This is a genomic window from Bradyrhizobium sp. Leaf396, from assembly GCF_001424605.1.
In the GTDB taxonomy this organism is placed as follows: domain Bacteria; phylum Pseudomonadota; class Alphaproteobacteria; order Rhizobiales; family Xanthobacteraceae; genus Bradyrhizobium; species Bradyrhizobium japonicum_C.
The window spans coordinates 63,302-89,797 of record NZ_LMQJ01000008.1; the positions used below are offsets into that span (position 1 = coordinate 63,302).

28 protein-coding genes are annotated in these 26,496 nt (G+C 64.8%); 14 read left to right on the plus strand and 14 right to left on the minus strand.

Annotation, left to right across the window (positions count from 1 at the left end; all coding sequences use genetic code 11):
• Nucleotides 1–7: 7 nt before the first annotated feature.
• The 3 genes from ASG57_RS10000 to ASG57_RS10010 all read right to left on the minus strand — a co-directional run bounded on the left by ASG57_RS10000 (nucleotide 8) and on the right by ASG57_RS10010 (nucleotide 3,209).
• Nucleotides 8–976: a Bug family tripartite tricarboxylate transporter substrate binding protein gene (locus ASG57_RS10000; protein ID WP_024341700.1), complete on the minus strand. Its 969-nt coding sequence runs from the start codon at nucleotides 974–976 to the stop codon at nucleotides 8–10.
• A gap of 123 nt (nucleotides 977–1,099) precedes the next feature.
• Entirely contained in the window at nucleotides 1,100–1,969 is an 870-nt protein-coding gene (locus ASG57_RS10005) for an MBL fold metallo-hydrolase (protein WP_230646635.1), read from the minus strand.
• 28 nt (nucleotides 1,970–1,997) lie between these two features.
• Nucleotides 1,998–3,209: an ABC transporter substrate-binding protein gene (locus tag ASG57_RS10010; RefSeq protein WP_024341698.1), complete on the minus strand. Its 1,212-nt coding sequence runs from the start codon at nucleotides 3,207–3,209 to the stop codon at nucleotides 1,998–2,000.
• A gap of 167 nt (nucleotides 3,210–3,376) precedes the next feature.
• Here ASG57_RS10010 and ASG57_RS10015 point away from each other — a divergent pair, with 167 nt between their 5' ends.
• From ASG57_RS10015 to ASG57_RS10025, 3 genes are read left to right on the plus strand one after another with little or no spacing between them, the layout of a single operon-like run.
• On the plus strand, nucleotides 3,377–4,075 hold the full coding sequence (locus ASG57_RS10015; protein WP_057196157.1) for a TetR/AcrR family transcriptional regulator: 699 nt from the start codon (nucleotides 3,377–3,379) through the stop codon (nucleotides 4,073–4,075).
• A complete protein-coding gene (locus ASG57_RS10020; RefSeq protein ID WP_024341696.1) occupies nucleotides 4,053–4,613 on the plus strand; it encodes a carboxymuconolactone decarboxylase family protein in 561 nt (186 codons plus the stop codon). The genes ASG57_RS10015 and ASG57_RS10020 overlap by 23 nt, the downstream gene beginning before the upstream one ends.
• Nucleotide 4,614: 1 nt before the next feature.
• Nucleotides 4,615–5,460: an SDR family NAD(P)-dependent oxidoreductase gene (locus ASG57_RS10025; RefSeq protein ID WP_024341695.1), complete on the plus strand. Its 846-nt coding sequence runs from the start codon at nucleotides 4,615–4,617 to the stop codon at nucleotides 5,458–5,460.
• Between the two features lie 82 nt (nucleotides 5,461–5,542).
• Here the strand turns inward: ASG57_RS10025 and ASG57_RS10030 are convergent, their stop codons facing one another.
• Genes ASG57_RS10030 through ASG57_RS10045 form a run of 4 tightly spaced genes read right to left on the minus strand, consistent with a single transcriptional unit; the run spans nucleotide 5,543 to nucleotide 8,117 of the window.
• Nucleotides 5,543–6,082: a DoxX family protein gene (locus tag ASG57_RS10030; RefSeq protein ID WP_024341694.1), complete on the minus strand. Its 540-nt coding sequence runs from the start codon at nucleotides 6,080–6,082 to the stop codon at nucleotides 5,543–5,545.
• Complete coding sequence (locus ASG57_RS10035; RefSeq protein ID WP_057196158.1) at nucleotides 6,079–6,861, minus strand: HvfC/BufC N-terminal domain-containing protein; 783 nt, start codon at nucleotides 6,859–6,861, stop codon at nucleotides 6,079–6,081. Before ASG57_RS10035 ends, ASG57_RS10030 begins: the two co-directional genes overlap by 4 nt.
• Complete coding sequence (gene bufB / locus ASG57_RS10040) at nucleotides 6,851–7,768, minus strand: MNIO family bufferin maturase (RefSeq protein WP_024341692.1); 918 nt, start codon at nucleotides 7,766–7,768, stop codon at nucleotides 6,851–6,853. The genes ASG57_RS10035 and bufB overlap by 11 nt, the downstream gene beginning before the upstream one ends.
• Nucleotides 7,769–7,811: 43 nt before the next feature.
• Nucleotides 7,812–8,117 (minus strand): BufA1 family periplasmic bufferin-type metallophore, encoded by a 306-nt coding sequence (locus tag ASG57_RS10045; RefSeq protein ID WP_024341691.1) that lies wholly within the window; start codon nucleotides 8,115–8,117, stop codon nucleotides 7,812–7,814.
• A gap of 315 nt (nucleotides 8,118–8,432) precedes the next feature.
• Here ASG57_RS10045 and ASG57_RS10050 point away from each other — a divergent pair, with 315 nt between their 5' ends.
• The 3 genes from ASG57_RS10050 to ASG57_RS10060 all read left to right on the plus strand — a co-directional run bounded on the left by ASG57_RS10050 (nucleotide 8,433) and on the right by ASG57_RS10060 (nucleotide 12,526).
• Nucleotides 8,433–10,520 (plus strand): adenylate/guanylate cyclase domain-containing protein, encoded by a 2,088-nt coding sequence (locus ASG57_RS10050; RefSeq protein WP_057196159.1) that lies wholly within the window; start codon nucleotides 8,433–8,435, stop codon nucleotides 10,518–10,520.
• 80 nt (nucleotides 10,521–10,600) lie between these two features.
• Nucleotides 10,601–11,185 (plus strand): HutD/Ves family protein, encoded by a 585-nt coding sequence (locus tag ASG57_RS10055; RefSeq protein ID WP_057196220.1) that lies wholly within the window; start codon nucleotides 10,601–10,603, stop codon nucleotides 11,183–11,185.
• A gap of 150 nt (nucleotides 11,186–11,335) precedes the next feature.
• Nucleotides 11,336–12,526: an adenylate/guanylate cyclase domain-containing protein gene (locus tag ASG57_RS10060; protein ID WP_057196221.1), complete on the plus strand. Its 1,191-nt coding sequence runs from the start codon at nucleotides 11,336–11,338 to the stop codon at nucleotides 12,524–12,526.
• Between the two features lie 26 nt (nucleotides 12,527–12,552).
• Here the strand turns inward: ASG57_RS10060 and ASG57_RS10065 are convergent, their stop codons facing one another.
• From ASG57_RS10065 to ASG57_RS10080, 4 genes are all read right to left on the minus strand, one after another.
• Entirely contained in the window at nucleotides 12,553–12,846 is a 294-nt protein-coding gene (locus tag ASG57_RS10065) for a hypothetical protein (protein ID WP_057196160.1), read from the minus strand.
• A gap of 177 nt (nucleotides 12,847–13,023) precedes the next feature.
• A complete protein-coding gene (locus ASG57_RS10070; protein ID WP_024341686.1) occupies nucleotides 13,024–13,203 on the minus strand; it encodes a hypothetical protein in 180 nt (59 codons plus the stop codon).
• Between the two features lie 86 nt (nucleotides 13,204–13,289).
• The gene (locus ASG57_RS10075) at nucleotides 13,290–13,496 is read right to left on the minus strand and encodes a hypothetical protein (RefSeq protein ID WP_024341685.1); all 207 of its coding nucleotides are present in this window, start codon (nucleotides 13,494–13,496) and stop codon (nucleotides 13,290–13,292) included.
• A 95-nt stretch (nucleotides 13,497–13,591) separates the two neighbouring features.
• Nucleotides 13,592–13,960 (minus strand): rhodanese-like domain-containing protein, encoded by a 369-nt coding sequence (locus ASG57_RS10080; RefSeq protein ID WP_028146025.1) that lies wholly within the window; start codon nucleotides 13,958–13,960, stop codon nucleotides 13,592–13,594.
• Nucleotides 13,961–14,130: 170 nt separating this feature from the next.
• Between ASG57_RS10080 and ASG57_RS10085 the strand changes: the two genes are divergently transcribed.
• On the plus strand, nucleotides 14,131–14,928 hold the full coding sequence (locus tag ASG57_RS10085; protein WP_057196161.1) for an adenylate/guanylate cyclase domain-containing protein: 798 nt from the start codon (nucleotides 14,131–14,133) through the stop codon (nucleotides 14,926–14,928).
• A 40-nt stretch (nucleotides 14,929–14,968) separates the two neighbouring features.
• On the opposite strand, the gene ASG57_RS10090 is transcribed toward ASG57_RS10085, so the two are convergent.
• Entirely contained in the window at nucleotides 14,969–15,517 is a 549-nt protein-coding gene (locus ASG57_RS10090; RefSeq protein ID WP_230646636.1) for a TetR/AcrR family transcriptional regulator, read from the minus strand.
• Nucleotides 15,518–15,800: 283 nt separating this feature from the next.
• Between ASG57_RS10090 and ASG57_RS10095 the strand changes: the two genes are divergently transcribed.
• The 3 genes from ASG57_RS10095 (at nucleotide 15,801) to ku (ending at nucleotide 18,678) form a co-directional block, all read left to right on the plus strand.
• On the plus strand, nucleotides 15,801–16,520 hold the full coding sequence (locus ASG57_RS10095; protein WP_057196163.1) for a hypothetical protein: 720 nt from the start codon (nucleotides 15,801–15,803) through the stop codon (nucleotides 16,518–16,520).
• Between the two features lie 61 nt (nucleotides 16,521–16,581).
• Nucleotides 16,582–17,538 (plus strand): SDR family oxidoreductase, encoded by a 957-nt coding sequence (locus ASG57_RS10100; RefSeq protein WP_024341681.1) that lies wholly within the window; start codon nucleotides 16,582–16,584, stop codon nucleotides 17,536–17,538.
• Between the two features lie 171 nt (nucleotides 17,539–17,709).
• Nucleotides 17,710–18,678: a non-homologous end joining protein Ku gene (ku, locus tag ASG57_RS10105; protein ID WP_057196164.1), complete on the plus strand. Its 969-nt coding sequence runs from the start codon at nucleotides 17,710–17,712 to the stop codon at nucleotides 18,676–18,678.
• Between the two features lie 25 nt (nucleotides 18,679–18,703).
• On the opposite strand, the gene ASG57_RS10110 is transcribed toward ku, so the two are convergent.
• On the minus strand, nucleotides 18,704–19,006 hold the full coding sequence (locus ASG57_RS10110; protein ID WP_057196165.1) for a hypothetical protein: 303 nt from the start codon (nucleotides 19,004–19,006) through the stop codon (nucleotides 18,704–18,706).
• A gap of 241 nt (nucleotides 19,007–19,247) precedes the next feature.
• On the opposite strand from ASG57_RS10110, the gene ASG57_RS10115 reads away from it, so the two are divergent.
• Nucleotides 19,248–19,724 (plus strand): DUF3833 family protein, encoded by a 477-nt coding sequence (locus ASG57_RS10115; RefSeq protein WP_057196222.1) that lies wholly within the window; start codon nucleotides 19,248–19,250, stop codon nucleotides 19,722–19,724.
• Nucleotides 19,725–19,756: 32 nt separating this feature from the next.
• On the opposite strand, the gene ASG57_RS10120 is transcribed toward ASG57_RS10115, so the two are convergent.
• On the minus strand, nucleotides 19,757–20,743 hold the full coding sequence (locus ASG57_RS10120) for an MBL fold metallo-hydrolase (protein ID WP_502690780.1): 987 nt from the start codon (nucleotides 20,741–20,743) through the stop codon (nucleotides 19,757–19,759).
• A 93-nt stretch (nucleotides 20,744–20,836) separates the two neighbouring features.
• Between ASG57_RS10120 and ASG57_RS10125 the strand changes: the two genes are divergently transcribed.
• The 3 genes from ASG57_RS10125 (at nucleotide 20,837) to ASG57_RS10135 (ending at nucleotide 26,335) form a co-directional block, all read left to right on the plus strand.
• Complete coding sequence (locus ASG57_RS10125) at nucleotides 20,837–21,832, plus strand: LysR family transcriptional regulator (RefSeq protein ID WP_057196166.1); 996 nt, start codon at nucleotides 20,837–20,839, stop codon at nucleotides 21,830–21,832.
• Between the two features lie 5 nt (nucleotides 21,833–21,837).
• Nucleotides 21,838–22,371, plus strand: a complete 534-nt coding sequence (locus tag ASG57_RS10130) for a hypothetical protein (protein WP_057196167.1) — start codon at nucleotides 21,838–21,840, stop codon at nucleotides 22,369–22,371.
• Between the two features lie 148 nt (nucleotides 22,372–22,519).
• Nucleotides 22,520–26,335 (plus strand): hypothetical protein, encoded by a 3,816-nt coding sequence (locus ASG57_RS10135; RefSeq protein WP_156402631.1) that lies wholly within the window; start codon nucleotides 22,520–22,522, stop codon nucleotides 26,333–26,335.
• The last annotated feature ends 161 nt before the right edge of the window (nucleotides 26,336–26,496 follow it).

Sequence of the window (26,496 nt, forward strand, 5' to 3'; positions counted from 1 at the left end):
AACCTGCTCACTTCACCTCGATGCCCGCGCCCTTGGCGACTTGCTTCCAGGCCGCGATGTCGCGTGCGTTGATGTCGCGTTGCTCCTCGCCGGGGACGAATTGGGGCGTGATGCCGAGCGCCAGGAGCTTCTGCTTCACCACCTCGTCGCCGAGCGCCTCCTTCAAGGCCGCTGACAATTTCTGTGCGATCGGAGGCGCGATGCCCGCCGGGGCATACATCGCCCAGGACAGATTGCGGTCGAATGGCACGCCCTGTTCCTTGTAACTGGCGACGTCAGGCAGGCTCGGCGAACGTTCGCCGCAGGCTGCCAGCGCCTTGATCGAGCCGTCCTTCACCAGCGGCGTCGCAGTTGCCATGTCGAGCGTTGCAAGCGAGATGTGGCCGCCGAGCAGGTCGCCGGCGAGCTTTGCGATACCGTTGAACGGCACGTGGTCCATCTTGATGCCGGTCTGCTGCATCAGGATCTCCGCGCAGAATTGCCCGGTCGAACCCACGCCCCAGCTGCCGTACTGGATCGGCTCGCCCTTCTTGGCCAGCGCGACCAGGCCCTTGACGTCGTTGGCGGCGAAATTCCTGGTCGCGACCAGCATGATCGAGGAGGTGCCGACGCGGCCGATTGTGGTGAAATCCTTGATGGGATCGTAGGGCAGCTTCGGATAGATCGCGGGCGCCAGCACATGGGTGGTCATGCCGCCGAGGGTGATGGTGTAGCCATCATTCGCAGCGGTCGCGACCATCTTCGTGCCGAGCGTTCCGGCAGCGCCGGTGTGGTTCTCGACATAGATGCTCTGCCCCAGCGCCTTGCCCATGCTGTCCGCAAGCAGCCGGCCGACCACGTCACCGCCGCCGCCGGCCGCATAGGGCAACAGCATCCGGATCTTGCGGGTGGGGTAGGACGCGGGGTCCTCGGCGCGGGCCGGCGCCGCCATGATCAACGACGCGAACAGTGAGAGCGTGACGGTGCTGAGCTTCATGATCGGGTTCCCCTCAAGCAAGAAAGAGCGTTGGTTGGAATTGAATGCGAGCCAAGAACTCGACCACCTGTCCGCGCCGGAGAGAGGTGATCTTCGGTGCCGACTGAATTGATCTCACGACGGCTAATCCTCGAAACGAAAGCGATAGGCATCGCCGTGCCGGACCACGCGCCCGGCGGTCGGTGCCGGAAAATGGCCGGTCAGCAGATAGCTCGGCGTGTCCGCAAGCTCCTCCAGCAGGGCCATCCGGGTTGCGAGCGCCGCGGCCGGATCGACGTCGGCGGCATTGGACAGCCAGGGCGCGGCGCACTGGATCGGATGATGGATGACGTCGCCCGACATCACCGCGTGTTCGTGGCCACCATTGAGGTGGATCTGCATGTTGCCCGCCGTATGTCCCGGCGCCGGCGCGAAACGCACGGCCGCATCGCGATCGCTGAACACGCAATGATCGGTCGCGACGAACTCGGCAAGCCCGGCCGCCACCACCGGCAGCACGGAATCCTCGAACGAGCCGTGGTTCACCGGTGTCGCCGGCGCGGCATTGTGGGCGGCCTCGAAGTGCCGGTACTCGTCCCGTCCCATCAGATAGCGCGCGTTGGGAAAGGTCGGCACCCATCGACCGTCGCAGAGCCGCGTGTTCCAGCCGACGTGGTCAACATGCAGATGCGTGCACATCACGAAGTCGACCTCTTCAGGGGCAACGCCGAGCGCCCGCATGTTTTCGAGATAGGGTCGGTCGAGACCGTTCCATGCCGGCACGCGCGGCCGGTGCTTGTGGTTGCCGCAGCAGGTGTCGACGATCGCGGTCCAGCTCGGCGTGCGCACCAGATAGGAGTGATGGCTCAGGATGAAGCGGCCGGTCTCCGGCTCGATATAGCGGTGATCGAGCCAGCTGCGGTTCTCCGCGATCACGGCGTCGGTGACGTTCGCGAATAGCCAGCTCTTGTCGAAGGCAAGCGAAGGGATCTCGCTGACGAGATCGATCCGCATGCTGCCGATCCTCACCTGCCGCATCGGCTCAATTCTTCAGGAGACCGCCGAACGGCACCCAGCGAGTTCCGTCGAAGCGGATGAGCTGAAGGCTCGTCATCGGCGTAAAGCGCTCGGGCGAATTGCTCACCGCGGTGCCGTTGATAAGCATCGGCAGCCGCACGTCCTTCATGGAGGTCGCCTGCTTCATGACATTGGCGCGGGTGAGATCGTTGCCTGATGCCTTCAGCACGGTCACCAGCGTCTGCGCGATTGTGTAGCCATAGACGTTGAGCCAGTCGCTCTTGTTGCCGTCCGGCATGTACTTGTCCATGAAGGCGAGCCATTCCTTGTAGCCGGCATCGTCCTTCAGCGCGGGGTCGGTCGCGTCCTTCAGGTACTGGCTTGAGATGACGCCGGTCGAGTTGTCCTTGCCGGCCGGCTCAAGCACGCCGCTGATCGAGGCCGAGACGTTGGAGATGATGGTGACCGGCTTCCAGCCGATTTCGCCGATCTTGCGGATCGCCTGTGCCGCGAATTTCGGCGTCGCCGCGACGAGGACGACATCCGCGCCCGCGGTCTTCAACTGCAGGATCTGGGTGTCGACGGTCGGCGCCGAGGTCTCGTAAGCCGCCCGCGCGACGATCGCTTCGCCGCCGTCGAGCCCTTCCTCCAGCGCCTTCAGATAGTCCTTGCCGAGATCGTCGTTCTGGTAGAGCACGCCGACCTTCGCGTTGGCGTGGCTCGCCTTGATGTACTTGGCGTAGGCGATCGCTTCGTCGCGATAGGTCGGCTGCCAGCCGACGGTCCACGGGAAATTCTTCGGGTCGTCCCACTTCGCCGCGCCCGATCCGAGGAAGAGCTGCGGCACCTTTCGCTCATTGAGATATTTGTGCACGGCGCTGTTGGTCGGCGTGCCGACACCGCCGAAGATCAGGAGCACCTCTTCGCTCTCGACCAGCCGCCGGGTCTGCTCCACCGTCTTGGGCGGGCTGTAGGCGTCATCTGCGATGATCATCTGGATGCGCCGCCCGTTGACACCGCCTTCGTCGTTCACCTTCCGGAAATAGGCCTCGGCCGATTTCGCGATCTGCGCGAAGGCCGAGACCGGCCCGCTCAACGGCGCGGTGGTGCCGATCTTGATGGTCTTGTCGTCGGCGCCGGGATCGTGTTTTGCGCTTTGGGCGGACGCGGTGCCGGCTGCGAGCAGCGGCACAAGGATGCAGGCCGAGGCCAGGCGAAGACGGGCAAGGCGCGCCATGAAAGATCTCCCCGAAATTGCTCCCCGCTTCTCGATGGAGCGGAGTTGAAACGCGATGACAGCGCCCGCACTGGACTTGCGGGCCACGATCATTTCCCAGCAGGATGACGAGACGAACGATCGTTCGTACGGTTGACTATCGAACGATCGTTCGTTAGTCAAGCGGCATGGCTGTCCCTACCTCCAGCGCGGCGGACGCGGCTGCGCCCACGACCCGCGAGCGCATCCTCTCCGAAGCGCTCGACCTGTTCGCGCAGAGCGGCTATGGCGGCGCCTCGATGCGCGAGCTGGCGCGCCGGGTCGGCATCCGCGAGAGCAGCCTCTACAACCATTTTGCCGGCAAGGCCGCGATCCTGGAGGCGATCGTGGCCGAGCACGGTCCGGCCAGCTCGGCGAGCCGGCTGGAGGAGCCGCGCTACAAGCAGCTCGCACGTCAACCCGCCGCGTTCTGCCGGCAGTTCGCGCTCGACCTCGTCGAGCAATGGTCCGATCCGCGCGAGCACCAGTTCCAGAAGGTCATCACCGCCGAGCGCAACCGCGTCCCCGGCATCCGGGCCAAGTTCGCCGATCAATTCTACGCGCGCGAGCAGAGCCTGATGACGGACTATTTTCGCGGCTTTGCGCTCGCCGGTCTGATCTCGACGACTGACCCGCGCGAGACCGCACGCCTGTTCGCGGCCGGGCTCATCTACATCCGTCTCGAACATTACGTGATGGGTGCGGCGCCTTCGCCGCGAGCAAAGGTGATCGAGGCGATCGACCGCTATCTCGCCTTCTTCCTGTCGCTGATCGCGGCAGGCAACGACGCCGACAACAAGAAACGAAAGCCCAAGGGAGAGAACCGTGGCAAGGCTGCCCCTGATTGATCCGGAGACGACGAGCGGCGACATCCGCGCTTCGTTCGACCGCATGCCGGTCAAGCTCAACATCTTCCGCATGATGGCTCATGCCGAGGCCAACATGATCCCGGCGATGCGGCTCGGCAATTCGATCCTGCACAAGCAGAAGCTCTCGGCCGTCAACCGCGAGCTCTTGATCCTCCAGGCCGCCCAGCTGGAGGGCGGCGCCTATGAATGGCGCCAGCACGTTCCGATCGCGCTCGGCGTCGGCTGTACGCAGGCGCAGATCGATGCGGTCGAGCGCGGCGACTACGGTGCGGCCGCGCTGAGCGGAGCCGAGCGTGCGCTGCTCGAGTTCGGCCGCGAGGTCGTCGAGAACGTCCGCGTGCCCGAGGCCACTTTCGCTGCCGTGCGAACGCATTTCAGCGATCAGGAGATCGTCGAATCCATTGTCGCACTCGGCTTCTACATGATGATGGCGCGCCTCACCGAGGCGACCGAAACCGATCTCGATCCCGCCGCCGGCATGAAGGTCTATGACGGCGGCAAGAGGCCGGGCGGCTGAGATGGCGGAAACCGAGAGCAGGCCGGAACGCTACATCCGCCCGCCCAGCGCGGAATCATCAGGCGAGGCGCCGGGCAGGGGACGCCTCAAAGGGCGCCGCATCCTCATCGTCGGCGGCGGCCAGCGCGTCTTCGACGCCGCCACCGATCCGATCGGCAACGGCCGCGCCATGAGCATTTTATGCGCACGCGAAGGTGCGAAGGTCGCGGTCGCCGATCTCAATCGCCCCTCTGCCGAGCAGACCGTCAGTTGCATCACCGACGAAGGCGGCGAGGGCTTCGCCATCGCCGCGGACGTCACGTCCGAAGCGGACGTTCAGCGCATGATCGAGGAAGCCCGTCGCATGATGGGCGGACTCGACGGCATGGTGCTGAACATAGGTACCTTCGGCAAGGTCGGGCTCGATGCCGTCAGTCCCGAGGAGTGGAACAGGATCTACGACGTCAATGTCCGCGGCCCCATGCTGTGCTGCCGCGCGGCGCTGCCCAAATTCAACGACGGCGGGGCCGTCGTCTTCATCTCCTCGATCGCCGCGCTGAAGGCCGGCTCCCAGATGGCGGTGTACGATTCCTCCAAGGCCGCGCTCGGCGGCCTGATGCGCAACATCGCCCATCTCGGCGCGCGCCGCGGCATCCGCGCCAATCTCGTCTATCCCGGCCTCGTCGACACTCCGAACGGCCGCGAAGCCGGTGCCGGCCGCCCCAACCGCGGCAAGGGTCATATCCCGTTCGGCCGCCAGGCAACCGCCTGGGAGATCGCCTATGCCGTGCTGTTCTTTCTCTCGGACGAAAGCGTCTACGTCACCGCGCAGGCCCTCGCCGTGGATAGCGGGCTGAGCGGGATGTAAGGCCTGCAGCCCGGATGGAGCGAAAGCGTAATCCGGGGCCGCTACCTCATCGCGCGAGCTGCCCCGGATTGCGCGGAGCCTGTCATCGGGCGGCGCTTCGCGCCGGCCCGTTGGCTCCATCCGGGCTACGGACGCGACAAATGAGATGGTCGAGCGAGACGTTCCCGGGTCCGTAAGCCATGATGCCGAGTGCCATGGCCGCCCAGGTGAGGTGAATCGGCCAGCCGTCGGGCACCGTGAGCTCGACGATCACGGTCATGAACAGAAGCCCGAGCGCCGCAAACCGTGTGCCCAATCCCAGCACCAGCAGGATCGGGAACATGATCTCACCTGAGCCCGACAGGAATGCCATCATCGTCGGTGCCGGAAAGTGATAGGGCCCGCCCGGCAAGTGCAGCATGAATTCGTCGCTGAACAGCGTCACCGCCGTCTCGTTGAGCCTAAGGAAGCCGTCCCATTTCAGTATGCCCGAGCGCCAGAACGGCACGGCCAGCGCAATGCGCAGCACGAGCTGGACCAGCGACGGCTTTGCGAGCGCCTGTATCAGACGATTTGACTTGGCGATGAGTGCTCCAGGCGACGGCAGGCTGCCGCCGGTGCTCATGGGTTGGTCTGTGATCACGATCGGTCTCCGTCGGCGAGCGAGGTGAAGGCGCCGGCTTCGATCAGCCCGGCGATGTTCGCGGCAATGTCGAAGTCGCTTGCAGCTTCCAGCGCCGCCGCCGCGGCCTCGCCGAGCGGGCGTCCCGATATCAGGCGGCTCGCGAACACGGCTCCGCCGGGCGGAAGGCGGCGCACGGTGACGTCGAATTCAGGCCGCGTGATCAGGGCATCTTCCGGCTTGGAGGCATCGATGCGCGTGACCGTTGTGTTGTCGCGGTTGGCCGCAAAGATCGTCACGGCCGCATAGCCCGAGCGCAGGCATCGCGCCGCCGGATGCGGAATGAACACCAGACCGGCCAAACGATCGGGCGCCACCGCCGAGAGCCGGGCCGGCGACAACGGCACGGCATCGGCGGCGTGATAGGCATCGAGCCAGGCCCGCTCGATGCGTGCGACGTCGGCGAGCCAGGGCATGGCCTGCGCATGCTCATATTGCGCGATGAAGTCCGGGAAATCGCGACCATACTCGAACAGCAGCGGCGATGCAGGCGGATTGCTGCGCACGTGGAAGCGGGCCATGGCGCGGAAGAAGTCGGTGCCCGTGATGCGTTGCACCGCCGGATAAATTGCGGCCAGCGCATCGATCAGGCTGACCGTGACGTTGTTGCGGTAGACGTCGTAGCGTCGGCCGGCAGCCTTGCCGTTCGGGCCGGTCACGAGCGAGGGCGTGCTGCGTACCGGATCGAGCAGCGCCGGCGCGAATGCAGCGGCGAAGGACAGGTTGGCCTCAGGCGGCATGGCGCTCTCCTGCTGGCACGGCAGACTGACGCCGGTCGAGGATCGCCTGGGCCGCCGTGGCTTCCGCCTCCAGGATCGGCCAATCGGGAATCCTGCTGTCCCACTCGATCAGCGTCGGCACGGCACCGCGGCGACCGATCACGATCTCATAGAGCTTCCAGACTGCGTCGGCGACCGGGCCGTCATGGCTGTCGATCAACAGCAGATCACCTTCGTCGTCGGCTTGCTCGGCATGCCCGGCGAGATGAATTTCCCCGACGCGCGACAGCGGGAAGTCCGCGAGATAGTTGAGCGCCGAGAATCCGTGGTTGGTTGCGGAGACGAATACGTTGTTGATGTCGAGCAGCAGGCCGCAACCGGTGCGCTCTGCCACCGCGCGAATGAATTCGGTCTCGCTCATCGAGGATTCGCGAAATGCGACATAGGTCGACGGGTTCTCCAGCAGCAGCGGCCGCCGGATCGCTTCCTGTACCTGATCGATGTGGTCGCAGACGCAGGCCAGCGTCGCTTCGGTGTAGGGCAGGGGAAGAAGATCGTTGAAGAAGCTGGTCTCGTGCGTGGACCATGCAAGATGCTCGGACACCAGCGCTGGCTGATAGCGTGCGACCAGGCCTCGGAAGCGCGCCAGATGCGCCTTGTCGAGCGGCCGCGGTCCGCCGATAGACATGCAGACGCCATGCAGCGAGAGTGGATGCTCGCGGCGGATCGCTTCCAGCGCGCGATGCGGCGGGCCGCCGGCGCCCATGTAGTTCTCGGCGTGGACTTCGAAAAAGCCGCGCCGAGGTCCTGCTTCGAGAATCGCCGGGAGATGCTCGGGCTTGAAGCTCGTCCCGGCGACGCCGCCGATCGGCAGTGCAAAGCGGAGCGGCATCGCTGTTGGCGAGGTGGGCCTGATCGCCGTGCTCATCGTGCTGCTCCCTTCGCAGTTCGGGCCGACCTCGCGCCGGTCGTCACACCGGCTTCAACGAACCCTTCTTGCCGTTCGGCAGCTCGATGCTGGTGCAGGTGCCGCCTTGCACGAATTTCCAGGCATTACCCTGGTAATCGACGGTCGAGGTGCCCTGGCAAGTCGTCCCTGGTCCGGCCGCGCAATCGTTCTGGCCCTTCAGCGCGACGCCGAAGCATTTTTCCTTCTTGGCGGCGACGGCGGCTTCGGCCTCGGCCTTGCTCAGCGGACCGGCGGCGGCAAGGGTCGCGAGCGCGGTCGACACCGCTCCGGCGAGGACGAGGGAGGTAACGGCGTGTTTGGCAGACATCGAATTCTCCTGTTTCGAGATGGCATCGCCCTTCAGGCGATTGGCGCTTCGTCTCCTTCGATCGCGTGCAGCCGGCGTTACGGACGAGGTTGCTCACGAATTCGTGAAGACCCGTTGGATCGGGCGCACGGGCGGTGCGCTTGGAGGGATTAGCGGGCAGGCGCCGGCGCAAAGCCAATGCCGAGCTTCTATCGAGACATTAGCCGCCGGGCATTGGTGCCGGGCCCATGATTCCGCCAGAGAGGTAACGAACGCGCACCGGCGACGTAGGCACTGTCAGTGCTTCCGGGGTGGACGCGTAAGGCGAAGGCAGCGATGAAGGTCGATCCCGAACGACGGCTTCATGCGATCGCAGGGGTGACGGTCAGCATCCGCCTCGCCGTGTCTGCGCTGGTCCTGACGGCGATTCTGCTGACAGCCGCCCTCTCCAGCCTGTTGTGGTGGCGTACGGCGGAGGCGACCAGCCGGCAGCTTGCCTCCACCATCAACGAGCAGATCGTGGCGGCGGTGCGCAAGGAGGTCGCGGCCATCGTCGACGAGGCGCGCGCCGCGCACACCGCGATCCGCACATTGTTCCTGCAGAACGTGCTCGACACCCGCGAGGCCGACAAGCGCGAATTCGTCTTCCTCTCGCAATTGCAGTCGCAGGCGACGATCTCCTGGGTCGCGTTCGGCTGGCCCGACGGCTCCTTCTTCGCCGCGCACAAGCTCGGCGATCGCCGCCTGGAGATGATGGAAATCTCGCTGACGGATCATCCGGGTCAGCGCCGCATCGACGAATATGACGTCGTGCCCGGCGACATCGAGTTCGCCAATCGCCGCTTCGAGCCGACCTCGTTCCATGTTGCCGACCAGGCCTGGTTCAAATCCGGGCTCAGCGCGGACGATCCGCAATGGTTCAGGGTGTCGGAGCATGCGTCCGGAGAACGGCCGTCGATCGCCTTTGCCGGGCCGATCGACGTCTACCAGGAGCGGCAAGGCGTGCTTGCCGTCATCATCGAGTATACGCGCCTTGCGCGCTTCCTGTCGCAGCTGGAGGTCGGGCGCACCGGCACGGCCTTCATCGTCGACGGCAGCGGCGAGCTCGTCGCCGCGCCGGACAAGGACGCTGACGAACTCCATCCGGCACGTGGCGATACGAGATTGCTGCCGCTCGCGCGCCTTGCGCTCGGCAAGGCCGGTGAAGCGGGGCGCAAGGAAGCCTGGCGCAGTCGCCTCACGTCAGGCGGCGCGGCCTACGAGGTGGCGCTGACGCCGCTGCCGTTTCCCGGCTGGTCGCTTGCAACCGTGATCCCGGAGGCCGAGTTTCTCGGGCCGGTCGAGACGACGTTGCAGCGCCTGATCCTTGGCCTCGCCATCGGTGCCGTGCTCGCAGCGCTTGGCTCGGCGATGCTGGCGCGCTCCGTCATCGCCGCGCCGCTGTCGCGCGTCGTCGGCGAGCTTCGCCACGTCGAGGCATTCGCGCTGGAGCAGGTGCGCCGTCATCCCTCGCGGCTCAAGGAGATCGCGAGCCTGTCGAGTGCGATCGCCGAGATGGCGGCCGGCCTCTCCGCCTTCCGCAAATTCATTCCGGCCGATCTCGTCCGCGGCCTGCTGCGCCAGGGCGTCGAGGCGAGGCCCGGCGGCAGCGTGCAGGAGCTCAGCGTGATGTTCATCGACATCGCCGGCTTCACCGGCCTGTCCGAGCGGCTGGGCGATCGCGTGGTGCCGCTCTTGTCGCGCTATCTCGACCTGACCTCGGAGATCATCGTCGCCAATGGCGGGACCATCGACAAGTTCATCGGCGATGCCGTGATGGCGTTCTGGGGCGCGCCGCAGCCGCAAGCCGATCACGCTGCGCGCTGCTGCCGCGCTGCGCTCGCCTGCCGCAGGGCGATCGAACAATCGGGCCTCGTCGACGATCTCGGCCAGCCGCTCCAGATCCGCATCGGCATCAATTCGGGCCGCATGCTGGTCGGCAATATCGGTTCGGAGCTGCGGTTGAACTACACCGTGATCGGCGATGCCGTGAACGTCGCCAGCCGGCTCGAAGGCGCCAACAAATCCTATGGCACGCAGATCCTGATCGGCGAAGCGACGGAACGTCTGGTGCGCGGTGCCGTCATCACGCGCGAGGTCGACAGCATCGCTGTCTACGGACGCGAGGAGGGTCTCTCGGCCTACGAATTGATTGGGATGGTGAACGAGACAGCGGCGGACCCCGGCTGGATCGCGAATTACGAGCGCGGCCTCGCCGCCTATCGTGCGCGGCGGTTCGCCGACGCGCTCGCCGACTTCGAGATGGTGTTGAAGCAGCGCGGCCGCGATCGTCCGGCCGAACTGATGCGTGACCGATGCCGGCAGTTCGCCGCGACGTCGCCTGATAGCGCCTGGCGACCCGTGGCGGCATTGACGTCGAAATAGCGACATAAACCCGACTCGAGCTTCAGCGGCTGAAGTGAAAACCGGTGGCAAAGCCGGTCTGTCCCGCGCATGATGTGGACATGAAAACCACACTGCTCAAATCCGAACACTACACCCGCTCGCCCTGGAAGAACGGCGGCGGCACCTTCACCGACATCGCGGACGCCCACCGGGCCGATGCGCGGCAGAAGGACTGGGATAGCCTGGTCTGGCGTTTTGCCTCGACCCCGATCGTGGCGCCCGGCCCGTTCTCCTACATGCCCGGCATCGACCGCTTGCAGATGGTGGTGGGCGGGCGCGGGCTGGTGCTGAAATCGCCTACGCAGGAATTCGACGAGCGTGAACCTTTTACGACGGTGCGCTTCACTGGCGAGCTCGAGATCGTCACCGAGCTCGAGGCCGGTCCGGTCGAGGTCGTGAACCTGATGGCGCGGCGGGGGGCGGCCGAGATCGAGCTCGAGGCGCTTAGGGAACCCGGCGAGCGGCCGCTCGCCGCGGGAACGCATCTCGTCTACGCCGCGCGCGGCGATTGCCTTGTTCGTCTTGGCCGTGAGGATCTTGCGATCCCGAGCCAGGGCACGCTGAAGGTCGAAACGGGGGAGCCATCGCAGCTCGTCCTCGCATCCGGCCTGGCTGTGCTGGGATCGATCCGCATCGTCGGTTGATCCGCAGAAGTGCGCAGCGATTTTCCGGAAGGTTCAAGCTCAAACAACGACCGCAAGCCACTGCGTACAAACCGGGCAATTGGGCAGGTTGACGCGGCAATGGCGAGCACGATAACTGCCCCGATGCAGACCGCCGCTCGAGGGCAGGACATGAACGCGCTTCCGAATAACGCCGCCACACCTGCCGATGGCGTCGTCGACTGGCTCACCAACGGCACACGCGACGAGCGCTTCATCGACGACATCTTCGCGCAGATGTGCATTCGCCTCCAGCAGGCCGGCATTCCGTTGAAGCGCGCGACGCTGCACGTGTTGATCAATCACCCGCAATGGCTGGGGGCCCGCATGATGTGGTCCGACGGGATGCGCAATGCGGAGATCGCGCTGGTCGATTATGAAGTTCGCGAGCGGTCCGAGTATATCGGCAGCGCCGCCAGCGAAATCCAGGATGGCGCCGAAGAGGTGCGCGAGCGGCTCGAGCAGGATCCCACGCTGGGCCGCAAGCACACCCTCTATGACGAGATGCGGGCCAAGGGCCTGACCGACTATGTCGCCTGGCCGCTACTCCACACGCTCGGCAAGCGCCATCTCGTCACTTTCGCGACCGATCGGCCCGGCGGCTTCGACGGTGCGCACATTGCGGGCCTGAAGAAGCTGTTGCCGGTGCTGGCGCTGGTCAGCGAGATCCGTATCAAGAACCGCCTGGCGCGGACGCTGCTGGAGACCTATGTCGGCTCCCACGCCGGCGAGCTGATTCTGGCCGGCGCCACCAGGCGCGGCACCGGCACCACGGTGCGCGCGGCGATCATGATCTGCGACCTCAGGGATTTCACCAAGATCTCCGACAACTGGCCGCGCGACGACGTCATCGATCTGCTCAACGATTATTTCGACGCGATGTCCGAGCCGATCGCGCGCCATGGCGGCGAGATCCTCAAGTTCATCGGCGACGGCCTGCTCGCCATCTTCCCGCTGAGCCAGCCCAACGCCTGCGCGAACCTGCTGCATGCCGTGACCGAAGCCCGGCAGGCCATGGCCGCGCTGAACGAGCGGAACAACGGGACCGGCCGCGCGCCGCTGAATTACGGCATCGGCGTCCACGTCGGCGACGTCATGTACGGCAATATCGGATCATCGAGCCGGCTGGACTTCACCGTGATCGGCCCGGCCGTCAACATGGCCTCCCGCCTCGAGGCGCTGACCAAGACCATCGGCAGGAAGGTGCTTCTCTCGCGCGCTTTCGCCGACCTGGTGGAGAACGAGTTCGCGCTGGAGCATGTCGGCGAGCACGAGGTGCGCGGCTTCAGCAAACCGATCGAGCTGTTTGCCTATCCGGAGTGAGCGCGAACGGCCGCAAAACGCCGCGGCTATTTGCGCTGGGTGCCGGGGGCGTTCGGCTCGGCCTGCCGACCGCCCTGGTCTTGCCTGGAAGGATCGTTGTCGCCCGGGCGCATGGTCGATGACTTTGCCGGTGCGCTCGCGCCGCCGCTGTTGTTGTCCGCGGATGTGTTGAGGCCGGAAGCTCCCGCGCCTGTCGTCCCGCCGGTCCCGCTCGAATTGATGCTCGACCCGGTCCTGGATGCGCCGGTACCGCCCTGGGCGAATGCGGCGAGAGGCGAGGCGAGCGCCGCGACAAGCGCTGCGAGAACGAGTGCTTTCATGTCGGCTCCTGCGGGTTGGGGTCAGGCGGCCCCGGCCGGTCCGGGGGAGGGCTTGCCGGGGCCGCCATGTGCCGGAATTGCAGAACCCCGGCGTGGCCCAATGCGCGGGAACCCAAGGCGTTCCTATCAAGCCGTACCTATCAGCGTTCCTATTTCCCGTTCGGAGCGCGCGTGCCCTCAGGCCGACCAGCGATCCTGCTCTTCCTGGTGGGCGTGCTCGTTGAGCCGGTCGGCGATCTCGTCCGCAATCTGCTCCGATTCCGCCACTGCAACCGGCTCGCCCTTGTGCGTCCTCAGCTTGTCCTTGTCGGCCTGGATCGGGAAATCGTCGGGCTTCAGTTCGTTATCCCTGCTCATGGCGCGCCTCGCGGAGTCTCCGCAGGCAAAACGCACGTGGAGGCCGATCGTTGCTTCAAGGATGAAGCCTCGATCGACCGAGCCGGTCAGGCCCCGCCGATGGCCCGGGTGACGGTCCCGCTCCCCCTGCAGGTCTCGCACGGAGCGCCGTCGATCCGCCCCTTGCCGTTACAGTCCGGGCAGACATCCTCACCGGTGCCCGTCGTTCCCGACGGGGCTTCATCGCCGGGATTGAGTGCCGGCTGCGCTCCGGTGCTCGCGACTTGCGTGTCGGACGCCTTCGTCTTGGTCATCTGCACCTCCTCGAAAAGACCGCAACGCGCCTTGTCGCAGGAAGTGCCAATCGGAGTTCGCAGCGCAGTCGAGGGAACCGCGCTGCTTGTATCCCCTACCTCTCCACCGGGCCCGTCCAGTCCTTGAAGCCGCCGAGGTTGTAGACGTTCTCGTAGCCCATATCCTTCAGGAGCTTGCCGGCCAGCGCCGACCTGCCGCCGGATGCGCAATAGAGGATGACGGTCTTGCTTCTGTCGAACGCCTTGTCGTGATAGGGCGACTCCGGGTCGGCGCGAAACTCGAGCATCCCGCGCGAGACGTTGACGGCGCCGGCGATCTTGCCGCTGGCGGCGACTTCCGGCGCGTCGCGAACGTCCACCACCAGCGTGTTGCCCTTGTTGATCATCTCGGCCGCCTGCTCCGAGGCGATCTTCGGGACCTCCGCGTTCGCAGCTTCCAGCATTTGCTTGACACTCGTTGCCATGGTTTCTCCGGGTTTTCTTCTGCCGCCCCGCAAGAGGATAGCACATCGAATTGGAAGTCGCTCCCGGATGAGCTTGCCTTGCTGAAGCGAGGGGGGCGGAGGCCCGGTTGCCAACGCAGGAATGTGCGACTAGCCTTTGCGAAAGCGACGCCCAAACGGTCCGCATCTTCATGCCGAAATTCCTTCGCATCGGAGTCCATCAATCCAACGTCTCCGGATACACGTCGAAGGCGTGGTGCGTCAGGTGCGTCGGCTCGGCGGTCTTCCTGAAGTGGGGCGCCGTGGAGGTGCAGGGCACCGGGGCCGCGCGCAAGGTGTATTGGGCGCGATCACCGCAGGAGAAGACGATCCGCTGCCGCACCGCGCAGCGCGCGCAGGATTACACCAAGGCCGCGATCGCACGGCGTCGCAATCATCGCTACGAGCCGCTGACCGGACCCATCGCGAACCGGCGCCCGTCCGCCGCGCGCAACCCGGAGCTCAAGCAGGCGCTCGCCACCATCCTCATCGTCGACATCGTCGGCTCCACCGCGAAGGCCGCCAAGCTCGGCGATGCGCGCTGGACCAGGGTGATGGGCCATTACTACGCCGCGGTCCGCAAGGAACTGAAGACGTGCGGCGGCAGGGAAGTCGTGACCACCGGCGACGGCGTGCTGGCGACATTCCGGAAGCCCGCCGCCGGCATCGCCTGCGCGAACGCGGTCCAGAAGGCGGTGCGCACGCTCGGCCTCGAGATCCGGGTCGGCCTGCATGCCGGCGAATACACCATCAGCGGCGGCGAAATGGTCGGCCTCGCCTTCCACATCTGCACCCGCGTCGCGGCGAAAGCGCGCGGAGGAGAGGTGTTGGTGTCGAGCGCGGTGAGGGAGCTGATGACGGCGCAGGCGGCGGCGAGCCTGAGGGATCACGGCATGCACCGGCTCAAGGGCGTGCCGGAGCGGTGGCGGCTGTGGCGGGTGGAGGGGTGAGGGCGATCGGACTCTCACCCGATCAAACGCCACCGGCCGCTCAAGCTTCCGCCTTCATGTTGGCGAAACGGTCGCGCAGATAGGCGGCAAACGAGCGCCTTCCCTCGTCCTGGCTCCAGCTGTCGATCGCAAGGCGAAAGGCTCCGATGGAGACCATCGCGACCATGCGGAGTGCGGTCTGCCGCTTCGGCTGCGGCCACAGCGTGCAGAGCGCGTCGAAGACCGCCTGCTCCTGCTGCGCGTATTTGGTGGCCTCGCGGGCGCGAAGCGTCTCGTTGGCGCGGATGAAGCGGTCGATCTCCATCATTTGCCTGCGGGCCTGAACGTCCTCGTAGGACGCCGTGAGCTTGACCAGCGCGTTCTTCACCGCTTCCAGCGGCGTCTGCTTGGTTGATTGCTCCAGAACCGCCCGCCCTATGGCGTCGGCGAGACCGCCCTGCCAGGCCAGGATGATGTCTTCCTTCGACTTGAAATAATAGAAGAAGGTCCGGCGCGAAATTCCGGCTGCTTCGGCGATGGCATCGAGCGTCGTCGCCTCATAGCCGTTGCGAAGGAAGAGCCTCAGCCCGGTGTCTGCGATCCGTCGCAACGTTTCGCGGCGCTTTTGTTCCCGCAGTCCTTCTCTTTTTGGTGATGCGTCGTCTCCGTCCCGTTCCGACACACAACGGCCTCATTCAAAATTACACTTAGTGCGATAAAATTCCGCATCAAGTGCGAAATTACTGCATGTGGGGCCGGCCGGCAAGGCTCGACCGGGTCAACGCGTCCAAGACCAAGCGAACCGGAGCAAGATGACTGCAGACAGGGACGGCCCGGCGAACGACCGGGATGCCGATGCCTCGTGTTGCGATTCCCGTGGTGCAGAGCCAGGCTTGCTGCAACCGGCCGCCGGAATGGACCAGCGCGTGCGCAGCTCCGGCCATATCGAGCTTCTGCGCCGCCGGCCCGCCGGCTACGCCGTCGTCACCAACCGCCCAGGCGCGATGCACCGGCCTCGCCGTGCAATCGGCAGACCTCACAGAGGCCTGCAGATCACCACCCCGACGGTACGCGACGCGCGCGCCTTCCATTCCGGCGGGCACCGCCGGGACGGCGTCGTGCGCGCCTCGCCCGGGGAGCGCGACGAGCGTCGATTTGCCGCGCGCAGCCTTGCCCGCGCGGCGAAGGCGATGCGGTCGCCGTATCTCGGCAACATCGGCATCCTCCTCCTGCTCTGCGCCATCTCGTTCCATCCCTGCTTCGATCTGGCGAAGATCGTCTCGAACAGCTTCCTGTGTCTCGGTGCGAAGGCCGCGTTCGCCGCGACCGTCAATCTCGTCGTGAACGAGTGGACGCCGACGATCCAGGCCTTTCTGGCCGGCCGCCTCTTGCGCTGGATCGGCCTCAGCCTGCTGCTCGCGCTGCTTCCGGCGCTGACCGTCATCCGCGCCGGGATGCTGGCGAAGCTGCGCTCGTTCGCCGCGCTCGGGCTTGTTCGGCTGCGCGGCGTCCTGAAAGCCTCGCTGCAGCCGAACAAGCGCAATGTGCTACCAGGCCGCGATGCAGGCGCCGTTCACGAGAAGGTCAACACGCCCACGCGGCACGAAGCTTGAAAATTACACTCAGTGTAATTTAATGCGCCGGACGTCACGTTGTGCCGTGGGAGGTGGCCCGATGCCCGGTTGGAATGCGAGCGATATTCCGTCACAGCGGGGGCGCTGCGCCGTCGTCACAGGCACGGGTGGCCTCGGTTACGAGGATGCGCTTGCGCTCGCATGCGCGGGCGCCGAGGTGATCATCGCCGGCCGCAATGCAGCCAAGGGAGCCGACGCCGTCGCGCGCATCCGCTCGCACGAGCCGAATGCGAACGTCCGGTTCGAATGGCTCGATCTTGCGGATATTCATTCGGTTCGAGCCTTCGGCGCCCGATTGCGCGCCGAACGGGACAGTCTCGACCTGCTCGTCAACAACGCCGCGGTGATGACGCCCCGGACCCGGCAGCTGACGGCCGACGGCTTCGAGCTGCAGTTCGGCACCAACCATCTCGGCCATTTCGCGCTAACGGCCGAGCTTCTCCCATTGCTGCGGAAAGGCGTTCAGCCCCGTGTCGTCACCGTCTCCAGCGTGGCCGCGCGCAGCGGAGCGATCGCGTTCGACAATTTGCAGGCCGAGCGTCGCTACGAGCCGATGCCGATCTACAGCCAGTCCAAGCTTGCGAACCTGATGTTTGCGTTCGAGTTGCAGCGGCGCAGCCGGGCCTTCGGCTGGGGCATCACCAGCGTTGCGGCCCATCCCGGCGTGTCGCGCACCGACCTCATCCCGAATGGGGCCGGCCGGATGAGCCTCCCCGGCCTGGCGCGGACGGCCCTCTGGTTCCTGTTTCAGCCGGCGGCGCAAGGTGCGCTGCCGACGTTGTTCGCGGCGACATCGCCGGACATTGTCCCCGGTGGCTATTACGGCCCGGACAAGTTCGGGGAAACGCGCGGCTCGCCCTCCGTGGCGCGCGTGCCGCCGCAGGCCGATGACGACGCGGTGGCGTCTCGCCTGTGGGATGTCTCGGCAAGATTGACCGGCGCCAGCTTCGCGACGGAGTCACATCGCGCCCGGACGAAGACAGATCCGTGCACTTGACGCCCGAATACCGGAAATCCACGCGATTCATGCCGCTTTTCGGCCCAAACCGGTCCCGTCGGGCCCGCCGCGGCCGGTCGACGGATGGCTGCCGTTTTCTCCACAAGCCATGTCGGAACCCAGGACGGCCGTTCGTCTTGAATCCGTGCCTCGAACCGGAGTTCTGCGTAAATGGCCCCGCGCGCCAATTGGAAAGGCTTCCTGAGACTGTCCCTCGTCACCTGTCCCGTGGCGCTCTATCCGGCCACATCCGAAAGCGAGAAGATCTCGTTCAACCAGCTCAACCGGCAGACCGGCCACCGCATCAAATACGTGAAGGTGGATGCGGACACCGGCGACGAGGTGCCGAACGAGGACATCGTCAAGGGCTACGAGCTGGAGAAGGGCCAGTACATCGAGGTGTCCAGGGAAGAGCTCGAGGAGATCGCGCTGGAGTCCACGCGCACCATCGAGATCGACGAGTTCGTCGACAAGTCCGACATCGACGCGCGCTATCTGATCCGCCCCTATTACATCCGGCCCGACGGCAAGGTCGGCCACGACGCCTTCGCGGTGATCCGCGAGACCATCCGCGAGATGGACAAGGTCGCGATCGGGCGCGTGGTGCTGACCAGCCGCGAGCACATCATCGCGCTGGAGCCGATGGACAAGGGCCTCGTCGGCACCCTCCTGCGCTACCCCTACGAGGTCCGCAGCGAGCAGGACTATTTCGACGAGATCCAGGACGTGAAGGTCACCAAGGACATGCTCGATCTCGCCCGGCACATCGTCAACCAGAAGGCCGGACGCTTCACACCCGAGAAGTTCGAGGACCATTACGAGACCGCGCTGATCGAGCTGATCAACGAGAAGCGCGCCGGCAAGGTGATCCGGCCGAAGGAGCGGCCGCAGGGCGAGAACGTCGTCGACCTCATGGAGGCGCTGCGCCGCAGCGTCGGCAAGGAGGCCGGGAAGGAAGCCGGCAAGCAGGCCGGGCAGGAGGCCGCGCCCGCGAAGGCGGGCAAGCCGGCGAAGAAGCCGAGGAAGGCGGCGGCAGGCCAGAAGGAGATGCTGATGCCGATCGCGGGCAGGAAGGCGGCCGCCGCCAGGGACTCGTCCGCGAAGAAGCCGGCCGCAGGGGCGCGGCGGAAGTCGGCATGAAGCATCCGGTGACGCCGGATGGACGCTACTTCGTTGACCGCGGTCGCCTGTGGAAGCCCCAAAGGCCCTCGTCGGGACACTCCGGACAGGCATCGCCGATCGAATCGAGCACGTCGTTGATCTCCGCGACCGCCTGATCCGGAGAGACGCCGTCTGGCGGCTCCCGGCGCGCAAGCGCGAGCGCGCGATGGCGCGCGTGCGGGTCGGCACGATCCCTGGCCCAGCCATGCTCCTCGCATTCGCAGATCGCGCCGGCCTCCTGCAGCAATTGGATGGCCCAGCCCCTCAAGGTGCGGATCGCCGGCCGTCTCTCCCTGGTCATCAGCATGCGAGATCACTCCTGCGGGACGAATCCGTAGCGTCGCCGGATCGTTCCGGGCGGTTAGCACGGAGCAGGGATTCCGAAACGGCAGGGCTGGGCCTTGTCCACGTGTTCCGCATGAGGGGAGCGCGCGGTGTGGCGCAGGGTCTTCATGCGCCGCAAGGCACTCGGCGGCCAGGCAGGCTTCGTCTTTGGGAACCAGGCATCGCGCGGCGACTTATGTCGCCATCGGTTCGGAGGACTCGCCATGGCCATTGATGCGTTCGCCGGCTCCACGCCGGTGTTTCTCCCCGAGCAGTTCTTCGTCGGCCGCCTTGAGGGATGGGCGGTGGTCGAGAGCCTCATTGGCGGGCTCCTGAAGCGCGCGACGATCGCGGCTCATGGCGAGCTGGACGCGGACACCGATACTGTCGTCCTGACCGAAACCTACACCTTCGATGTCGGCCACAGCGACACGCTGCGCTGGACGATTCACAAAACGGGCGAAGGTCGGTACACCGGCCATGAAAATCGCCTGGAAGGTGAAGCCGCCGGCGAGCAGGCCGGTTGTGCATTCCACTGGAAGTACACCCGCGACACGCCCCAGGGCGATGGCAAGTCGTTCATGCTGAACTTCGACGACTGGTTCTACGCGATCGATGATCGCGCGTGCATCGTGCGCGGCAGCGCCGGGCGCGCGGGCATCCCGTTCGCGACGGCGCATGTGACCTATCGGAGGCTCTAGGTCTGGGCGGCACGGCCTCAGGCGTGACCGGCTCAGCCTTCGAACCGCCAGTTCGCCGGCACCCAGCGATAGCCGACATCCGTCTTCCTGATGTTGCCGATGCCCGGAAACGGGAAATGAAACCCGAGCACCGGAATGCGGTCCGCCGCGGCGCGGTCGAACAAGCGCCTGCGCGACTGCAAGGCGGCGTCGGGATCGAGATCGGGGCCGGGCCGCCAAGCGTTGTCGATGTTGAGCAGGGGGCTATAGGCGGCATCGGACGTGATCAGCAATGATTGCGCGCCGGAATGCACCAGGATCGCCGACATGCCCGGCGTGTGGCCGCCGGCGGCGATCGTCGTCAGGCCCGGCAACACTTCGCTGCCCGGCCGGTACAGCACGGCTGACCTGGCGACCGGCGCCACGCTGCGCTTGATGTTGGCGATGAAGGCGCGCCGGAAGTCTTCCGGCATGGGCAGCCGCGACAGGTCCGGCTCGCCCCGGATGAAGAACGCAAAATCGTCCTCGGGAATATAGACCGTCGCCTTCGGAAAGGCGCTCGATCCGTCGGAGCGGCTGAGATTGCCGACGTGGTCGGGATGGGTATGCGTGATCACGATGGCGTCGATGTGTTCGGGCTGCACGCCGATCGCCTCAAGATTGCGGAACAGATGTCCGCCATCGGGGCCGAGTGTTTGCGCGGCACCCGCCTCGATCAGGATTCTCCTGCCGCCCTTTTCCAGCAGAAGCGTGTTCAGGTTGAGCCTGAAGCTGTCGGTCGGCAGGAACGCATCGCTCAAGGTCCTGCCGAGCTCCTCCGCCTGCGCGGTCGAGGCGTAGATGCGCGGATTGCCGCTCAGCGTGCCGTCGCTGACGACGGTTGCCTTGATATCGCCGATCCGGAAACTGTAATGGCCGGAATTGGTCCTGGGCGCAGGCGCTTGCGCGAGCGCTGCCGGCATGCCCAGCAGCGGCGTCATCGCTCCGGCCGTGCTGCCGGCGAGCAGGAGGCGGCGGCTCATGTTCAGTTGCAGTGGCATGACGGCTTCTCCGGCCTGGCGGCGATGGACGGCTGTGTACGCCCACCTGGCGTCATCCACAAATGTCATGATAGAATTTGCATTATGCGCTCAATGGATTTAGCCAAAGTCGACCTCAATCTGCTTGTGGTGCTGCATGCGCTGCTCGAGGCCGGCAGCGTCACGCGCGCCGCCGAGCGTCTCGGCAGCAGCCAGCCGGCGGTCAGCCGTGCGTTGGCAAGGCTGCGGCGCCTGTTCGGCGACCGGCTGATGGTGAAGGCGGCAAGCGGCATGGTGCCGACGCTCCGCGCCGAGGCGATGCGCGAGCCGCTGGCGAACCTGCTCGGCGGCGTCGAGGCATTTCTCCACAAGCCGAAGTTCGATCCTTCCGCCACCGACCGCGTCTTTCGCATCGCGACGACCGATTATGGCGCGCTCGCCATCCTGCCCAATGTCGCCGCCCGCTTTGCGCGCGAGGCGCCCGGTGCGGCGATCGAGGTCGTCGGCTTCTCGCGCGATGTGTTTCGCATGCTCGCCGACGGTCAGGTCGATTTCGTGCTGTATGCCGATAACCCGGTCTCCGGATCCTTTCGGGCGCGCGAGCTATTCCGCGAAAGCTTCGTGACGCTGGTCAGGCAAGGGCATCCTTTGCTCAAGGAGATGCGCGGGGCTAGGGACGTGCTGCCGATCAAGCTGTTCACGGCCTGGCCGCACATCGTCGTCAGCATTTTCGGCGGGCAGGGCGGGCCGATCGACACCGCCTTGGCCGAGCGTGGCTACAAGCGGCACGTCGCGCTGCGCGTTCCCTATTTCGCAACCGCCGCGGTGATCACGGCAGCGTCGGATTACCTGGTGACCATGCCCTCGCGGGCCGCCCGGCAGCTCGCGCCGCGGCTCGGCCTCGTGATGCTGAAGCCGCCGGCGCAGGTGACGCCCTACGGCTATCGCCTGCTCTGGCACGAACGAAGCCACGACGATCCCGGCGCGGTCTGGCTGCGCCGGCTGGTGGTCGATGGCGTCAAGTCGAGGGGCGCTGTGGCCCAACGCGTAAATGTCAGACCTGGCTTCTGTCGCAGTAACTGTACAACTATCATCGGCATCGCGGGATAGCTTCGATGGATCGATTGACCGACGTGTTGGGCGGAGCGACGGCGCATATCGGCGCGGAGTATTTTCACCTGCCGATCCATGGTGGCGGCCCTGTCTATCGTGAGCGCGTTTATTGCTACGAGCTTTATCACCAGATGCGTTTGCGATGGCCAAATGAAGGTCCATTTCGCCTGAATGGTGAAGTCGATAAGGCCGCGCATCCTATCCTGTCGGAGCGCGGTGCGAGCCACGCAAAGCCTGATCTTTTGGTTCATGGGCCCGGCGATATGGGCCTTAATCACGCGATCATCGAAGTCAAATCGCTCCGCGCGAGCGTCAACGGCATAGAGAAGGATCTCAACACACTCTCTTTGTTTCGGCGAGCCGTGGGCTATGAGCGGGCGATCTATCTTATATATGGAGGCGAGCGCCTCGACCGCATTTTCGCATGGATCGACCGGTTGGCAGGCCGAATTCCGGCCTTGCCCGTCGTCGAGGTCTGGGCGCACCAAGAGCCGGGCCGACCGGCTGAGAATCTCTTCACCATTGGTCGGCCGTGACCAATTGGCTTCGCCGATCCGCAAGCCCGCGGCTCTCTCGCTGTGCAGAGGCGCAAAAACATGTGGACCGGATGGGTGTATGGTCGCGGGAACCGCTCAATATCGGCACAAGTTGCAGCCAGACGTTTCCACGAGACCTATCTGGATCATGTTTGAGATCACGCGCGACGACATTGCGGCCCTGAACGATGAGGATTTGCGAGCGCTGATTGGCCGTCTTTGCGAGGCCGAATTGCGCCGCAAGGACTTGCCGGTCTCTGCCGTCACGTGGGGCGGCGACCAGACCGCCAAGGATGGTGGGCTCGATGTGCGGGTTGCACTCGCGCCCGGTACCCATATCCAAGGCTTCGTCCCAAGGGCGGCCACGGGCTTTCAGGTGAAGAAGCCGGATATGCCGGCCGCCGAAATCATAAAGGAGATGAAGCCCAAGGGAGTGCTTCGGCCTGTCATCGAGGAACTGGCCGCCGCCTGCGGAGCCTACGTCATCGTTAGCTCGAACGGCTCGACCTCTGATTCCGCCCTAAAAAGCCGCGGCAAAGCTATGGCCGACGCCATGCAGGGCTGCTCGGATGCTGCCAAGCTTCATCTCGAGTTCTACGACCGCAGCCGCGTTGCAAGCTGGGTTCGGGACCATGCCGGGCTGATCCCTTGGGTTCGGTCGCGGATCGGCAGGGCGTTCCGTGGATGGCAATCCTACGGCGGATGGTCCCCGCTACCGGCGGGTGCCGACAATACGTACCTTCTTGATGACAAGGCCCGCATCAAGACCACCGGCCAAAAGGACGACGATGCTGACGGGGTGACCGTCGTCGACGGTATCGACCGCATGCGGGACGCGCTCCGCAATCCGGGGCAGGTCGTCCGGTTGGTCGGTTTGTCCGGCGTTGGCAAAACGAGGTTGGTAGAAGCGCTTTTCGACCCAATGATCGGGACGAAGGCTCTCGACCCGTCACTCGCGATTTATGCCGATACGGCTCATGAACCTGACCCGCAGCCACGCGGTCTTGCCTCCGACCTTCTTGCGCAAAGGACGCGCGCAATTCTGGTCGTCGACAATTGCCCCTTTGACACCCATCGGCAGCTCGCTGAGGTGGCGCGCATCGCTGGTTCGACGATAAGCGTTATCACAATCGAATACGATTTCCGCGACGATCAGCCCGAAGGCACTGATGTTTTCTCGCTGGAAACGTCCTCGCTCCCTCTCATCGAAAAGCTCGTGCGAGCCCGATTTCGGGACATATCCCAAATCGACGCCCGCACGATCGCTGAATTCTCAGACGGGAATGCCAGGATCGCCCTCGCCCTCGCAGGAACCCTGAAGAAAACCGAGACCATTTCGGGTCTGACCAACACCGAGCTGTTCACGCGCTTATTTCAGCAGCGTCACAGCCACGATGCCAATCTTCTCCAGATCGCTGAAGCCTGCTCCTTGGTTTACTCGTTTCAGGGAGAGGCCTTGGAAGGTGAGAACGCAGAGCTCCCCATACTGGGCCGGTTGATTGGAAGGTCCGCTCAAGACGTATTTGCAGCGGCCGCTGAGCTAAAGCGACGCGATCTTCTCCAGCAGCGACGGGAATGGCGAGCCGTTCTGCCGCATGCCATAGCAAACCGGCTCGCGAAACTGGCGCTTGAGAACATTCCCTATCCTCTCATTAGGGCCGAAATCGTTGAAGGTCCCTCCGAACGGCTGCTTCGCTCGTTTTCGCGGCGCCTTGGCTATCTCAATGACAGCAAGCAGGCGCAGGACATCGTGCGAGGCTGGCTTTCCAAGACCGGGCTCCTCGCCGATGTCTTGGAGCTGAACGAACTCGGACGCGCGATGTTTGAAAACGTCGCGCCTGTGGCACCAGAAGCTACGCTCTCGGCGCTTGAGAATGTATTTGGGAATGCCGATCGGCTCACTCTCTTGAGAGGAGGGCACCTCATTCGCTTGTTGCATTCCCTTGCCTATGACACACCTCTGTTCGAGCGGGCGGTTCGCCTGCTTATCGCGTTTGCGAGCGTTCTTGAGGAAGGTAGCTTCGATGGCGAGGCCGCGAGGGCCACGACGCCCCTCTTTTATCCCGCGTTTTCCGGCACGCACGCCCCCCTTGCCGTGCGCTTGCCTGTCGTAAAGCGATTGTTGAAGTCAGAGAAGCCGGTCGAGCAGTATCTAGGTATCCAGGCGCTTGAAGCACTGATGACGACACACAACTTCGCGCCCTATGGCCAGTTCGAGTTTGGCGCGCGGTCACGCAACTATGGCTATCACCCGAAAAGTGGCGCGGAAGCCGGTAGGTGGTTTGAGGATGTCCTGAGCTTCGTAGAGCCGTTTGCGCTTGGCGACAGCCCAATCACGGCCCGCGTGCGCAAGTCGATCGCTCATAAATTCCGCTGGCTCTGGACTCATGGCGGTCGGCACGATGCCCTGGAGCGGATCGCCAAAAGTATCGCTGGAGGCGGCTTCTGGCGCGACGGCTGGGTCGCTACGCGTCAGACCCACCACTACGACGGCAAGAGCCTGACGAAAGAAGCCGCCGAGCGGCTTACGCGCTTAGAGGAATTTCTTCGGCCGAAGGACTTGGTCAACCGTGTGCGGGCGATTGTCCTGGGCGATCGCAGTGGGCGCCTCACGCTGGACGACCTCGGTATCGACGATCAATCGGCGGTAAAGGCGTCCGAACGCATGAGGCGATCCAACATCGCGGCCGAAAAATTAGGCCGGGACGTTGCCATGGATGATGCGGCGTTTTCTGCGCTGCTTCCTGAACTCGTCAGTGCTCCAGGAAATCTTAGCGAATTTGGTCGGGGTCTCGCGCTGGAGGCCCTCGAGCCCCGCCTTCTGTGGCGCCGGTTAGTCGACGAGGTTAGTCGGACCGATAATGCCAACGTTCAGGTACTTCTCGGCATTCTGAGTGGCCTCGAAGTCCGAGAGAGTGCCCAAGCCAACGCTTTGCTCGACGAAGCTGTTGATGACCCGATCTTGGCTCCATGGTTGCCGACGCTGCAGACGGGTGTAACCATTGACGACAAAGGAGTCGCTCGGCTGCGGCGAGCTTTGGATCTCGGCAAGGCGCCGATCGGCCAATATTTCAGTCTCGTGTATGGCGGCGTTTGCGAGCCGATCCCGGGACCTGCGTTTCGAGACCTCGTCCTTGCCATCGGTGCCAAGCCCGACGGTAATCGCATTGCGCTCGAAATTCTCGCCATGCGTCTTCATTCCAACGCGACCGCAAAGCGTACGCCTTTGCCGGAGAGTGCTGAGGCGGGGCGCCAATTGCTCGTCGATCATCGCTTTACCCGCCGAGGAAATGCCGCCGATTCCGACGACTACCGGTTGGGCCTTGTGGCGGCAGCTTCGCTCGCCGGGGCGGAGGGGGCATCAATTACACGCAAGTTACTGCGCGACCTAAAAGAGGCCGTTGCAAGGTATGACGTCTCGGCTGGCGAGCAGGACGACCTGCTTCTCAGTATCTTCAAGAAGCAACCTGTCGCTGCGCTTGATGAACTCGCGTCCGGTGAGGAGAAGGACCGGCAACGCAGTACCGAGCTCATCCAGGACATGCTGCGTAATCGGCAAAGCCCTTCAAGCGTTGTTCCTGACGACGTGTTACTTAGCTGGTGCGAAGCCGATCCTGCCCGGCGCTATCCATTTGCTGCCGGCGTGGCGCTGCTCTACTCGCGTCCGAACGATCAGTCGTCGGATGAATGGAAGCCTATTGCCAAGCTGCTGCTCGAACGGGCTCCGGATCCGGTTGCCGTCTTCGAAGCCATGGGCCAGCGAATCTGGCCGACGAGCTTCGATGGTTCACCCGCCTCGAAGTTCGAATCTCGGATGCAACTCCTCGACATCCTCGAGCTTGGTGAGAACGCCGCTCTCCGCGTGGCTGTCGGCAAGTTCCGGGGAGAACTGGCTGACGAAGCCGCGAGATGGCGGCAGCGCGATTTGGAAGAGGATTCGGCGCGCAGTGGGCGCTTTGAGTGATAGGTCGGGCAGGGGAGCGATAGGACGGGCCTAATAAGTTTCTGATCACATTGGTGGGCCCGGCAGCCGCCATATGAAGCTGCTTTTCTTGAGGGGTTTCTTGGTCTTATCAAAATGTTGATTCAACGGGTACCAACAAAGATACCAACAAAGTTGCCAAG